This window comes from Tsuneonella sp. HG249 (genome assembly GCF_053819205.1).
In genome coordinates this window covers 435,047-447,559 of sequence record NZ_JBSOQY010000001.1, presented here as the reverse complement: position 1 = coordinate 447,559, position 12,513 = coordinate 435,047, and the positions used below count along the sequence as shown (strand labels likewise).

Below are 12,513 nucleotides of genomic sequence, written 5' to 3'. Positions count from 1 at the left end.
TTTCACCCGAAACGATGGCCAGCCTCGCCCAGCCCGAAACCGACTTTACAACGCTGCTCGACCTACCGAGCGACGTGTTCACCGCGCCGCTCAAAAAGCCCGATCATGTCGGTGAGGACTGGCTGGAGCCGGCACAGGCGCAATATTCGAGCGAAGACGACGCGATCTGGAACGACCTGTTCGCGCGTCAGATGGACGTATTGCCGGGCCGCGCCGCCTCGGCGTTCATGGCGGGACTGCAAAAGCTCAATCTCAACCGCGGGGGGGTGCCCGAGTTCGGCAAGCTATCGGAAGACCTCTCCGCGCTGACGGGTTGGTCGGTGGTGCCGGTGCCGATGCTGATCCCCGATCACGTGTTCTTCTGGCACCTCGCCAACCGCCGCTTCCCCGCGGGCAACTTCATCCGCACCCGCGAGACGTTCGACTACATCCAGGAACCCGACGTTTTCCATGACGTGTTCGGGCACGTGCCGATGCTGACCGACCCGGTCTATGCCGACTATATGCAGGAGTACGGCCGCGCCGGGTGGAAAGCGATGCGCTACAACCGGCTGAAGGCCTTGGGCGCGCTCTACTGGTATACGGTCGAATTCGGGCTGATCGAGGAAGCCGGCGGGATCAAGGCCTACGGTGCCGGCATCCTCTCCGGACCGACCGAGATCGTCTACGCGACCGAGGCGAAGAGCCCCAACCGGATCATGCTCAATGTCGACCGAGTGATGCGCACCGACTACGTGATCGATGATCTGCAGCCGACCTACTTCGTGATCGAAAGCTTCGAGGATCTCTACCGCCAGACGGTCGAGCGCGATTTCGACCGGCTCTACCGCAGCCTCCACGCGGGCTTCACCTACGCCAACAGCGCGGTGATCGACCTCGACAACGTGGTGCACATGGGTACGCAAGAGTACCTGCTGCGCGGCGGGCGCGGCAGCGGGGCGCGGCCCGCATAAGAAAACGGCCCCGGATCGCTCCGGGGCCGTCTCTTGTTCGAATAAACGACGCGATCAGGTCGCGGCGGGAGCCGGAGCAGCAGCGTCGCCCTCGTCGGCGGCTTCGCCGGCGTCTTCCATGGCGTCGGCCTTGTCCTCGGCGGTGTCGGTCACAGCGTCGGCCTGCTCGTCGGTCATCGTGCCGGCGTCTTCCATGGCTTCGGCCTGCTCGTTCACGGCTTCGGCATTGGCTTCGCCTGCGTCTTCGGCAGCATTCTCGGCAGGACCGTCACAAGCAGCGACAGCGAGACCGAGGGCAAGTGCCGACGAAATGGCAATGAGCTTCTTCATTTCACTCTTCCCCTTTTTGGATGGGAGGCCTGCATAACAAGCCCGCCTCCCGGTTGTAAGTCAAAAATGTGGCAGCGCTATCGAGCCATTCGCTGACGCGCAAAAGTGAGCACGGCTAGGGCCACAACGGAACCCGCCATGCCGGCGAGCAATGTCCAGGCCGAGAGCCCGACCATCAGGGATTCTTGGCTGGCGAGCACGCCGGCCACTTGCGCGCCCACGATTCCCGCGCCGAGATACTGCGCGATTGTGCGGCCATCGTCTCCGCGTGTCAGAATCGAGGCCAGCCAAGCCAGGACCCCGCCCACAGCGAACAGCACGATAAAACCCACCTTGGAAAATCCGCGAAAATAAGAGTGTCTTCTGCCAACGAAGCGATAACCCAGGTTATCGTTCCGCGAAAAGCGACGAAGCGGGGCCCTCAGGCCAGCGTGAGCCAGGCGAGCGCGGCGCCGCCGACCACTATCCGGTACCACGCGAAAGGCGCGAAGCCCCGGCGCGAGACGTAGGCGACGAACGCGCGGATCACGACCATGGCGACCACGAAGGCCGACAAGTAACCGGCGGCGATCTCGCCCCACCCGATCTCGGCCTGCCCGGCAAGCAGCGCCGGATCATCCAGGATCTTGACGGTCGCCGCACCGAGCATCGTCGGGACCGCGAGGAAGAAGGAGAACTCCGCGGCGGTCTTGCGGCCGACGCCGAGCGCCAGCGCACCGAGGATCGTCGCGCCCGACCGGCTGGTGCCGGGGATCATCGCCAGGCACTGGGCGAAACCGATCAGCACCGCGGTGCGCATGGGCATCTCGGTCACGCCGGTGTCCTCGCTCGGAGGAATGGTCCGCTCGAGCACCAGCATGGCGATCCCGCCGATAAGCAGCGCGCTGGCCACGACCGTCGGGCTGCCCAGCATCACGTCGATCGCGTCCTTGGCGAGAAGGCCGATGACCGCCGCCGGCAGAAAACCGGCGAGGATATTACGCACGAAGCGCACCGACTCGCCCTTGCCTCGCAGCAGCCCAACCCCAGCGAACCAGAACAGCTTCCGGTAAGTCACCAGCACCGCGGTGATCGCGCCCAATTGGATCACGATGTTGAACTGCGACCATTCCTCCGGATCGTAACCGAAGATCGCCTGGGCAAGGATCAGGTGACCCGTCGACGAGACCGGCAGGAACTCGGTCAGCCCCTCGAGCATGCCGAGCAGAATGGCGGTAAGGATCAGGCCCATGGGCGCGGGCTCATGGAGCAAGCGCGGGGCAAGTCAAGCGACCGCCCCGCGCCTTTGCCACTGTTTCGAAGCAAACCTTACCAGATACGAACGCGGTCCGCGGGCGCCAGGTAGAGCTTGTTGGACGGCTGGACGTCGAATGCGGCGTACCAAGGGTCGAAGTTGCGCACCACCGCATTGACCCGCGCCTCGGCGAGCGAGTGGGGGTCAGTCTGCAGCAATTGACGGCCGAACGCCTCGCGATACTTCCAACGCCATGCCTGGGCGTACGATAGGAAGAACCGCTGATCGCCGGTGAGCCCGTCGATCACCGGCGCGGGCTTGCCCTTCAGCGACAGCTTGTAGGCTTGATAGGCCATCGACAGGCCGCCGAGATCGCCGATGTTTTCGCCCAGCGTCAGCTTGCCATTGTGGCAGGTCTTGCCGTCATCGTACGGACATTGCTGTTCGTACTGCGCGGCCAGCTTGGCGCCGAGAGCGTCGAAGGTCTTGCGATCCTCGTCGGTCCACCAGTTCTCGAGCGCGCCAGTCGGCCCGTACTTCGAACCAGAATCGTCGAATCCGTGGCCGATTTCGTGGCCGATCGTTGCGCCCACGGCGCCGTAGTTCACCGCCGCATCGGCGTTGGGATTGAAATAAGGCGGCTGCAGGTAGGCCGCGGGGAAAACGATCTCGTTCGCGGGGGGCATGTAGTAGGCGTTGACCGTTTGCGGCGTCATCAGCCACTTGGTCTTGTCGACCGGTTCGGCAAGCTCGCGAAGCTGGTCGTTCCAGCCCCACTCACCGACCTTGATCGCGGTGTCGAGCGGCTTGCCCGCGACGATCGTGAGCCCTTCGTAGGTCTCGAATTTCTCGGGGTAGCCGATCTTAACCCCGAAACCATCGAGCTTCTTCTGCGCGGCGACGCGGGTCGCCGGCGTCATCCAGGCGAGGTCCTTGAGATTGGCCGCGAGCGCCAGCCGCAGGTTGCCGACCAGCTCTTCCATCATGCCCTTGCTGGCGGGCGGGAAGTGCCGCTCGACATAGAGCTTGCCGATGGCCTCGCCCATCGCGCCTTGCACGAAATCGAGCCCGCGCTGCCAGCGCTCGCGCTGCTGGGTGCGGCCGGTCAGGGTGCGGCCGTAGAATTCGAAGTTCGCGTCGTCGATTTCCTTGGGCAGCACGGCTGCGGCGTTGTTGAGGAAACGGGCGGCGCTCCACGCCTTGATGTCCTCGAGCGGGGCGGTGTTGAGGAGCGCCAGCATCGCGGGCATTCCGCCGCCGAGCTTCTTGAGCTGGTCGGGTGTGAGGCCGATCTTGGCGACTTCATCCTGCGTCGGCGGCAATTGCGCGACGTAGAGGGTCGGGATGCTATCGAGCTTGAGGCCCTGCAACATCGGTTCGATCGGGAACCCGCCCGCCATGGCCTTGAACTCGGCAAGGCTTATGCGGTTCGTGGTGAGGTCCGGGTTGCGCGACAAGGCGCGATCCCAGGCGATTTCCGCGAACTGCTTTTCGAGGTTGTAGACCCGCTCCGCGGTCGCCGCCGGGTCGGCGTAACCTGCCTTGCCGAGCAGAAACGCCAGGTATTCTTTATACTTCGTGCGGATCGCGGTGTTCTTGTCGTTGTCGACAAGGTAGTAATCGCGGTCGGGCAGGCCTAGCCCGCCGACACCGGTGTAGAGGGCATTCGCATCCGGGTTAAGCCGGTCGATCGATACGAACGCGCCGAGCGGAGCCGGGTAACCCTGCGTGCCGAACAGCCGCGCGAGGTCCTCGCGCGATTTCACGGCAGCAATGCGGTCGAGATACGGCCTGGCCGGAGCGAGACCGGCCGCCTCGATCGCGGCGGTATCGAGATAGGTCCTGTAAGCTTGGCCGATGCGCCACTCGAGGCTGCCCTCCGGATGCGTTCCGGCCGCCATCTCCTCGACGATCTTGCGGACGTTGCGCTCGGCATCGAGCCGCAACGCCAGCGCCACCCCACTGTAAGGATAGGCGGCGGGGACTTCTTCCGCCGCCATCCACTTGCCGTTGACGAAAGCGAAGAAGTCGTCACCCGGTTTGACCGAGCGGTCGAGATCGGCGGGATTGAAACCCCAGCCGCCGTAGGTCGGAACAGGATATTCGGCCTGCTCGGCCGCGGCCGCGGGAGCGGGTTGCGCAGTGGCGGAAGTGGCAAGCGGCAGAAGCGAGGCAGTCGCGGCCAGCGCGACGAGCATGCGGATCATGGTGGTCCCCCGGAAAATGCACGTGATGCAGTGAGCCAGAGCATCATGCCAATGACGGGACGCTGAATGCAATCGCGCTCGCAGGGCGCAGTGCGTCGTTGGTCGAACGCCCGTGCGGGTCAGGCCGCTTCAGTCGCGCCGAATTGCAGCGCTGCCAACCGCGCATAGAGCCCGCTGCCCGTGGCGAGCACGCCGTGGCTGCCCTGCTCGACGATACGGCCCTCGTCCATCACCACGATACGGTCCGCCGCGCGCACGGTCGCAAGCCGGTGGGCAATGACGAGCGTGGTGCGATCCTGCATCAGCCGTTCGAGCGCGTCCTGTACGAGCCGCTCGCTTTCGGCGTCGAGCGCGCTGGTCGCTTCGTCCAGCAGCAGGATCGGCGCCTCGCGCAGGATCGCCCTTGCGATCGCCACGCGCTGGCGTTGGCCGCCCGACAGCTGGGTGCCGTTTTCGCCGAGGAAAGTATCGAGGCCCTGCGGCAGCTGGGTGAGAAATCGCTCCGCATTGGCGGCCCGGGCGGCCGCCCAGATCTGCTCGTCGGTCGCTTCCCAGTTGCCGTAGCGCAAGTTGTCGCGCGCGTTTGCGCTGAACAGGACGCCCTCTTGGGGGACGAAGGCGATGCGCCGGCGGATCTCGGCCGGGTCGGCGCGGGTCAGGGGGACGCCGTCTATCCGGATGGTTCCGCCCTGCGGGTCGTAGAACCGTTCGACCAGTTGGAAGATCGTACTCTTGCCTGCCCCCGACGGGCCGACGATGGCGACCGTCTCGCCCGGCTGTACCTCGAGGGTAAAGTCGCGAAGGGCCGGGCTCTCGGGCCGGGTGGGATAGCGGAAGCTGACGTTGCGGAAGCTCAGCGAACCGCGCGGCGGAAGGGGCAGCGCCTCGGGCCGGGCCGGCGGGGCGATCGCCGGTTCCTCGTGCAGCAGTTCGGCAAGGCGGCTCGCCGCACCCGCGCCGCGCAGCAGGTCGCCATAAACTTCGGTCAGCGCGCCGAACGAGCCCGCGACCAGTCCGGCCGTGATCACCAGCGCCGCGATCGTGCCGCCGGAAATCTCGCCGCTGGCGACGCCCACGGCGCCCCGCCACATCAGGAGCACGATTGCCCCGAACACGATCGCGATGATCAGGGCCGTCATGCTCGCGCGGATGACGATCCGCCGGTGCGCAGTGGCGAAGCTCTGCTCGACAGCGTCGCGGAAGCGGTCCTGCTCCCGTTTCTCCTGGTTGAAGGCCTGCACGATCTTCATCGCGCCCAGCACCTCGGTCACCATGGCCCCGATGTCGGCCACTCGGTCCTGGCTGGTACGGGAGACGTTGCGCAGGCGACGGCCAAAGATAGCGATCGGGATGACCACCGCCGGGATCGCCAGCACCATCCACAGTGTCAACTGCGGAACGAGATAGAACAGATATGCCGTGCCGCCGATCGCCATCAACAGATTGCGCAAGGCCACGGAGACCGTGGTGCCGACGACCTGCTCGATCAGCGTCGTGTCGCTGGTCATCCGGCTGGAGATTTCCTTGGGGCTGTTCTCTTCATAAAAACCGGGCGCCAGCCGCAGGAGATTGTCCTGCACTTTCTGGCGAATGTCGGCGACCACCCGCTCGCCGAGCCAGCTTACGAAATAAAATCGCATCGCGGTGCCGAGCGCGAGCACCACCACGATGATCGCGAGGTAACGGAACCAGCGGGCTATGTCGGCCGGATCGCCGCCGGCGGCGAACCCGCGGTCGATGATAAGCTTGAAGCCCGAAGGAATCGCCAGCGTTGCCGCGGCGGTGATCGTCAGCGCAACGAGGGCAAGCGCCACCCGGCCAGGGTAATTCAGCGCCTGTCGCCAGATCATCACCAGTGGGCGAATGCTGCGCGCCTTTGCCGGAGGGGCGGACTCGCCGGGGGCTTCTTCGGTTCTCTCGTCCATCGCCGCGGCCTCATAGGACGCCCGCTCGGCTAAATCCACCAGCACCGGACCCGACTTCTCTCTTGTGCGTTGCACAATGAAACGAATGCGGGCACGATGCTTTGCAGCAAGCGCCCCGAGAGGTGCCGAAGCAGGGGAATACGGTTGCTTTACAATGCGTACGAGTTGCAGCGGGCCTGGCTGGCCGGCGTCAGTGCCTGGGCCACGGTCAGCGCCGAGATGCTTTCCAACCCCCGTTATCCCATGGCGTACCTCGGGCTGGCCCCGCTAGCATCGAGCGCTCTGGAGGTCTTCGCTCACGCCACGCAGGTCCGCGGCAAGCCCGGTTTCGGCATCGATGGGGTCAAGCTCGGGCGCCGCTCGTACGCGGTGACCGAAGCCGTGGTGCGCCGCAGGCCGTTCGGTGACTTGCGCCGCTTCAGCCACGACGGTCTCGCCGGCGACGCCCCCAAGGTGCTCATCGTCGCGCCGATGAGCGGGCACTTCGCCACCCTGCTGCGCGGCACCGTCGAGCGGATGGTCGAAAGCAGCGAGGTCTACATCACCGACTGGGCGGACGCGCGGCAGGTGCCGGCGAGCGAGGGCCGCTTCGACCTCGACGACTATATCGACTACCTCATCGATTTCCTCGAGTTCATCGGTCCGGGCACGCATGTGGTGGCGGTCTGCCAGCCTTCGGTTCCCGCGCTCGCCGCGACCGCGGTGATGGGCGCCGCGCGCCATCCGGCTCGCCCCGCCACGCTGACCATGATGGGCGGCCCGATCGACACGCGCTGCTCGCCCACGACGGTCAACGACCTCGCGATGGAGCGGCCGATCGCGTGGTTCCGCCACAACGTGATCGCAACCGTGCCGATGCAGTACCCGGGCGCAGGACGGCGGGTCTACCCCGGCTTCCTGCAGCTCGCCGGGTTCATGAGCATGAACCTCGGCAACCACCTGATGAGCCATTACGAGATGTTCAAGCATCTCACCGTCGGCGACGACGAAAGCGCGCAGGCGACCAAGGATTTCTACGACGAATACCGCTCGGTGTGCGACATGACCGCTGAGTTTTACCTCCAGACGGTGGAGGAAGTGTTCCAGAAGCACTCGCTGCCCAATGGCACTTTCGTCCATCGCGGTAAGCCCGTCGACCTGGGCGATATCCGCGACACGGCCATCCTCGCCATCGAAGGCGAGCGCGATGACATTTCGGGCATCGGCCAGACAATGGCTGCGCTCGATCTCGCGACGGGGCTTGCCAAGGCCAAGAAGCAGTATCTGCTCGCCGAAGGCGCGGGCCACTACGGCATCTTCAACGGCAGCCGCTGGCGCGACAAGATCGCCCCGGTGGTCGAAGCATTCATCGAGCGCCACTCGGCGAGGCGCCTGAGGGTCGCTGCCTAGTGCAGCGTCTCGGACGAAGGTGACTTCCGCCGGCCGAAGAGCTTCCTGATCGCCCGCCGCGCCACTACCAGCAGGCCGACGGTAAGTGCGAGCAGGAACAGGGCGATACCTGCCGCCGCATAGGGATACTCGTAAGCCGCCCACAGCAATCCGGCGGTTGCGATATCCTCGGTGGTCGAAACCACGATGTTGCTGAACGGTTCGGGGCTGGCGTTGACGACCGCCCGCGCGCCGGCTTTGCCGCCGTGCGCCGCCAGCGCCGCGCCGCCGCCGAGGATGAAGGCGACCACCTGCGTCGCCGGGTCGCCCGGATCGACCACCGCCAACGCCAGCAACGCGCCGCCCACCGGCCGCACGAACGTGTGCACCGCGTCCCACGCGCTATCGAGCCACGCGACCTTGTCGGCGAAGAACTCGGCGAGCGCGGCGATCGCGGCGATACCCATGACCCACGGATCGGCAAGCGCGTCGAGCGCGGCGAGATGCTCGGGAAGCGGCAACGCACCCAGCCGCATGGCGAGCCCGGTGGCGAAGATCGTGAGGTAAAGCCGCCATCCGGCCAGCAGGCTCACGCTGCCCGCAATGCCGAGTATTTCGATGATGCCCATGCCGCGCATCCTTTCGTCGCGGGAAAGCAACCGCACGGCGCGGGAGCTAGCGCGCGAACCAACCTAGGTGAGTTTCCCGCGAAACCCAAACTCGTTGCGATCATTCGGTTTTCGCGAGGTGGAAATGACGCAAACGACCGATAATCTCCAGCGCGACGACGCGCCGGTGACCGCATCCAAGGATACAGAGTCCGCAAGGGCGCTTTTCGGCGAGGCCGTGACAATCGACCGGCCTGCCGAGGAGCTTTACGATTTCTGGCGCGAGCAGACCAATCTTGCCCAGTTCATGGAGAATGTCGTCTCCATCGAGCCGGCGGGCGGCAACCGCTTCCGCTGGACGGTCAAGGCCCCGCTCGGGCGCGAGGTGAGCTGGGACGCCGAGATTACCCACGAAGTGACAGGCCGGGAGATGAACTGGCAGTCGGTCGAAGGCGCGGACGTCGCCAACAGCGGCAAGATCACGTTCGCCGAAGCCGGAGAGCGCGGCACCGTGGTGCGCGCGGTGATCGCTTACGAGCCGCCTGCGGGCGTGATCGGCCAGGCCGTCGCCAAGCTGTTCCAGCGCGAGCCGCGCATCCAGGCCCGCCGCGACCTCCACCGCTTCAAGCAGCTGATGGAGACCGGCGAGATCACCGTCAGCGCGCGCAACCGGCGCGAACTCGAGAAGCGCAACGAAGACACGCAAGCGGAGCAAGCGGCATGAAAGCGATAGCCTGGCACGGCAAACACGACGTCCGCTGCGATACCGTCGACGATCCCGAGATCCTCAACCCGCGCGACGCGATCCTGCGGATAACCTCAACCGCGATCTGCGGCTCGGACCTCCACCTTTACGACGGCTACGTGCCCGCCATGAAGCCGGGCGATGTTCTCGGCCACGAGTTCATGGGCGAGGTCGTCGAGGTCGGCCCCAAGAGCACGCTCAAGACCGGGCAGCGAGTGATCGTGCCGTTCCCCATTTCGTGCGGCCTATGCTACCACTGCAAGAAGCAGCAGTATTCATGCTGCGACAACTCCAATCCCGCCGACAAGCAGGACATGGGCCGCGAGGCTTACGGCGAGCCGGCGGCGGGGATTTTCGGCTACTCGCACCTTACCGGCGGGTACTCTGGCGGGCAGGCAGAATACGTCCGCGTGCCCTATTCCGACATCGGCCCCTACGTGATCCCGGACGACAGCATGCCGGACGAGAAAGTGCTGTTCATGACCGACATCCTCCCCACCGGGTGGATGGCGGCGGAGAACTGCAACATCCAGCCGGGCGACACCGTGGCGGTTTGGGGCTGCGGCCCGGTCGGTCTGTTCGCGGTGCAGTCGGCGTTCCTGCTGGGTGCCGAGCGCGTAATCGCAATCGATCACTTCCCGCGCCGGCTCGAGCTCGCCAAGCAGTTCGGTGCCGAATGCCTCAACTTCGAGGAATCGAAGGTCTACGAGGCGCTGTGGGAGATGACCGGCGGTATCGGGCCGGATGCCTCGATCGACTGTGTCGGCCTCGAGGCGCACGGCGGCTACGTCGACAACATCATCGACCAGATCAAGGTCTCGACCTTCCTCGGTACCGACCGCGGTCATGTCATCCGCCAGGTGATCATGGCCACTCGCAAGGGCGGCCATGTGTCGATGCCGGGCGTCTATGGCGGCTTCCTCGACAAGTTCCCTATCGGGGCTCTGATGCAGAAGGGGCTCACGCTCAAGACCGGGCAGACCCACGTCCAGCGCTACAGCGACGCACTCTACGCGATGATCGCGGAAGAGAAGATCGATACCACCTTCCTGATCAGCCACACGATGGCCCTCGAGGACGGCCCCGAGGGCTACAAGAAATTCCACGACGACCAGGACAACTACACCAAGGTCGTCCTCAAGCCCGGCATGGAGCGCGCCGCGGCCTAAGCAGCAAGGAGAGAGCGATGTCTATTTTCGATAAGGTAGCCTCGGCGGTCATGCCGCCCGAGTCCGCCGAAGACCGCGCGGAAGCGCGCCGCAAGGCGGAAGCGATGGCAACCGAATGCCCGTTTCTCGCCGACGTGCTCGACCACCACCGCCAGATCGAACAGGCATTTGTCGCCGGCCTCTCCGCCAACGACCCCGCCGCACGCACGGCGGCGCTCAAGCGCCTGGCCGCGATCCTCGGCGCACATGCCAATGCCGAGGAGGCGGTGCTCTATCCGGCGATGGCCGACAACCACGAGAAGGGCCACGCGGGCATGGCCTATCAAGAGCAGGCGATGACCAAGATCCAGCTCGCAAAGCTCGAGATGATCGACCCGATGAGCCAGGAATGGCGCGACAAGCTCGAGCACATCCAGGGCGCCGTCGCGCACCACATGTATGAGGAGGAAGGAACCTGGTTCCCCGAACTGATCGAGCAAATTCCGCAGGCCCAGCACGAGCATGTGATCATGCGCTTCCGCGAGGAGTTCGAGCGCTACTCGGGCGGCAGCGGCAGCGGTAGCATGGCGGCCGGTCGGACGGCCGACGCGCGGGAGCTCGCCTAGCCGATCCGGGCTCCCTGGCCGCCATCCACCGGGAGCAGCACGCCGGTGACGAAACGCGACTCGTCGCCGGCGAGAAAGAGTGCCGCGTTGGCGACGTCCCAGGCGCTGCCCATGCCGCCCTTCAGCGGCACCATGGCATCGCGCGCGGCGCGTTGGGCGCCGAGATCGCGTCCGTCGCGCTCGGCGGTGCCGCCGACGCCCATCGGGGTGTCGATCAGGCCCGGCAGGATGGCGTTGCAACGGACGCCGTGCTTGGCGGACCCGAGCGCGGTGGCGATCGCCAACCGGTTGAGCGCGGCTTTCGAGACTTCGTAGGCGACCATGTTGGCCCCCGCGGTCGACGCGAGCGAGCTGATCAGCACGATCGACCCGCCGCCTGCCTCGCGCATGGGCGTCAGCACCGCCTTCACCAATCGCCGCGCACCGGTGAAATTGACCGCGAAAACCGTCTCGAAGGCATCGTCATCGTGCCGGTGCGCAGGCCCATCGCCGCGATGGCCGATGCCGACGTTGTCGATGCAGATGTCGATCCGGCTCCAGCGGTCGAGCGCGGCGGCGACTATCTCTTCGGCGTCGTTAACGATGTCGGCCGCCAGTGCGAACGCGGTGCCGCCCACCCCGGCGATCGCCGCCACCGTTTCCTCGGCCCGCGCCAGATCACGGTCGACGCACAGCACCGCGGCACCCTCGCGCGCGAGTGTCAGCGCGATCGCCTTGCCGTTGCCGACGGTCTCGCCCGGTTGCTGGCCGGCGCCGACGACGACGGCCGTCTTGCCCGCCAGCCGGCCGCTCAACGCCGATCGAGCTCCGGGTCAGGCTCGCCCTTTTCCAATTGCACACCGAACGAGTTCAGCATCATCGAGACCTGGGTGTACTGGCCGACGGTGAACACTAGGTCCATGCGCCCCTTGTCACCCAACGGCGCCAGCTTGGTCCAGGTCGCATCCGAGACGAAATGATCGTGGTGCAGTTCGTCGCACGCGGTCAGGATCGCATGCTCAAGCTCGCTCCATTTGCCCGCGCCCGGGCCCTGCTTAAGCAGTTCGACCTCCTCGGACGAAATGCCCGAGCGTAGGCCGATAACGGTGTGCTGGGCGAACTCGTAGCCCGAGCCGCAGTTGAACCCGGTCCGCAGAATGGCAAGTTCGCGCTGGCGAGGGTCGAGCGCGTTGCGCTTGGACAGGACGTAGTTGCCCCAGCCGAGGAAGCGCTTGAGCGCTTCCGGCGCGTGCGCCAGCGTGAGGAAGATGTTGAGGGGCCGGTCACCCTCGCGCGTGACCGGCGACAACGCCTCGGCCTGCTCGTCGTCGAGCGCCGCGGGGTCGAGCGGGGCAATCCGGGGTTCGCTCAGTCGCATTGCACCTCCGGC

The 12,513-nt window shown here is 65.8% G+C and carries 13 protein-coding genes; 5 read left to right on the top strand and 8 right to left on the bottom strand.

Annotated elements, in window-relative coordinates:
• The first annotated feature begins 14 nt into the window (after window positions 1–14).
• Window positions 15–953, top strand: coding sequence for a phenylalanine 4-monooxygenase (gene phhA / locus ACWPM1_RS02245; RefSeq protein WP_455693216.1), 939 nt, complete (start codon window positions 15–17; stop codon window positions 951–953).
• Window positions 954–1,007: 54 nt separating this feature from the next.
• Here the strand turns inward: phhA and ACWPM1_RS02240 are convergent, their stop codons facing one another.
• From ACWPM1_RS02240 to ACWPM1_RS02220, 5 genes are all read right to left on the bottom strand, one after another.
• Complete coding sequence (locus ACWPM1_RS02240) at window positions 1,008–1,283, bottom strand: hypothetical protein (RefSeq protein ID WP_455693215.1); 276 nt, start codon at window positions 1,281–1,283, stop codon at window positions 1,008–1,010.
• Between the two features lie 77 nt (window positions 1,284–1,360).
• The gene (locus ACWPM1_RS02235) at window positions 1,361–1,615 is read right to left on the bottom strand and encodes a GlsB/YeaQ/YmgE family stress response membrane protein (RefSeq protein WP_455693214.1); all 255 of its coding nucleotides are present in this window, start codon (window positions 1,613–1,615) and stop codon (window positions 1,361–1,363) included.
• Between the two features lie 89 nt (window positions 1,616–1,704).
• The gene (locus ACWPM1_RS02230; RefSeq protein WP_455693213.1) at window positions 1,705–2,514 is read right to left on the bottom strand and encodes an undecaprenyl-diphosphate phosphatase; all 810 of its coding nucleotides are present in this window, start codon (window positions 2,512–2,514) and stop codon (window positions 1,705–1,707) included.
• A 77-nt stretch (window positions 2,515–2,591) separates the two neighbouring features.
• The gene (locus tag ACWPM1_RS02225; RefSeq protein WP_455693212.1) at window positions 2,592–4,724 is read right to left on the bottom strand and encodes a M13 family metallopeptidase; all 2,133 of its coding nucleotides are present in this window, start codon (window positions 4,722–4,724) and stop codon (window positions 2,592–2,594) included.
• Window positions 4,725–4,843: 119 nt separating this feature from the next.
• The gene (locus ACWPM1_RS02220; protein WP_455695107.1) at window positions 4,844–6,649 is read right to left on the bottom strand and encodes an ABC transporter transmembrane domain-containing protein; all 1,806 of its coding nucleotides are present in this window, start codon (window positions 6,647–6,649) and stop codon (window positions 4,844–4,846) included.
• Window positions 6,650–6,793: 144 nt separating this feature from the next.
• Between ACWPM1_RS02220 and ACWPM1_RS02215 the strand changes: the two genes are divergently transcribed.
• Window positions 6,794–8,038 carry a polyhydroxyalkanoate depolymerase gene (locus tag ACWPM1_RS02215; RefSeq protein ID WP_455693211.1) on the top strand — a complete coding sequence of 415 codons (1,245 nt, stop codon included), beginning with the start codon at window positions 6,794–6,796 and terminating at the stop codon, window positions 8,036–8,038.
• On the opposite strand, the gene ACWPM1_RS02210 is transcribed toward ACWPM1_RS02215, so the two are convergent.
• On the bottom strand, window positions 8,035–8,646 hold the full coding sequence (locus ACWPM1_RS02210; RefSeq protein ID WP_455693210.1) for a DUF4126 domain-containing protein: 612 nt from the start codon (window positions 8,644–8,646) through the stop codon (window positions 8,035–8,037). The genes ACWPM1_RS02215 and ACWPM1_RS02210 overlap by 4 nt on opposite strands.
• A gap of 124 nt (window positions 8,647–8,770) precedes the next feature.
• Here ACWPM1_RS02210 and ACWPM1_RS02205 point away from each other — a divergent pair, with 124 nt between their 5' ends.
• From ACWPM1_RS02205 to ACWPM1_RS02195, 3 genes are read left to right on the top strand one after another with little or no spacing between them, the layout of a single operon-like run.
• Entirely contained in the window at window positions 8,771–9,349 is a 579-nt protein-coding gene (locus tag ACWPM1_RS02205) for an SRPBCC family protein (RefSeq protein ID WP_455693209.1), read from the top strand.
• A complete protein-coding gene (locus ACWPM1_RS02200; protein ID WP_455693208.1) occupies window positions 9,346–10,539 on the top strand; it encodes a zinc-dependent alcohol dehydrogenase in 1,194 nt (397 codons plus the stop codon). The genes ACWPM1_RS02205 and ACWPM1_RS02200 overlap by 4 nt, the downstream gene beginning before the upstream one ends.
• 17 nt (window positions 10,540–10,556) lie before the next feature.
• On the top strand, window positions 10,557–11,144 hold the full coding sequence (locus ACWPM1_RS02195; protein ID WP_455693207.1) for a hemerythrin domain-containing protein: 588 nt from the start codon (window positions 10,557–10,559) through the stop codon (window positions 11,142–11,144).
• Here the strand turns inward: ACWPM1_RS02195 and ACWPM1_RS02190 are convergent.
• Together ACWPM1_RS02190 and ACWPM1_RS02185 are read right to left on the bottom strand one after the other, a co-directional pair.
• On the bottom strand, window positions 11,141–11,938 hold the full coding sequence (locus ACWPM1_RS02190; protein WP_455693206.1) for an SDR family NAD(P)-dependent oxidoreductase: 798 nt from the start codon (window positions 11,936–11,938) through the stop codon (window positions 11,141–11,143). The two genes, ACWPM1_RS02195 and ACWPM1_RS02190, sit on opposite strands and share 4 nt — an antisense overlap.
• The gene (locus tag ACWPM1_RS02185; RefSeq protein ID WP_455693205.1) at window positions 11,935–12,501 is read right to left on the bottom strand and encodes a carboxymuconolactone decarboxylase family protein; all 567 of its coding nucleotides are present in this window, start codon (window positions 12,499–12,501) and stop codon (window positions 11,935–11,937) included. The genes ACWPM1_RS02190 and ACWPM1_RS02185 overlap by 4 nt, the downstream gene beginning before the upstream one ends.
• Between the last annotated feature and the right edge of the window lie 12 nt (window positions 12,502–12,513).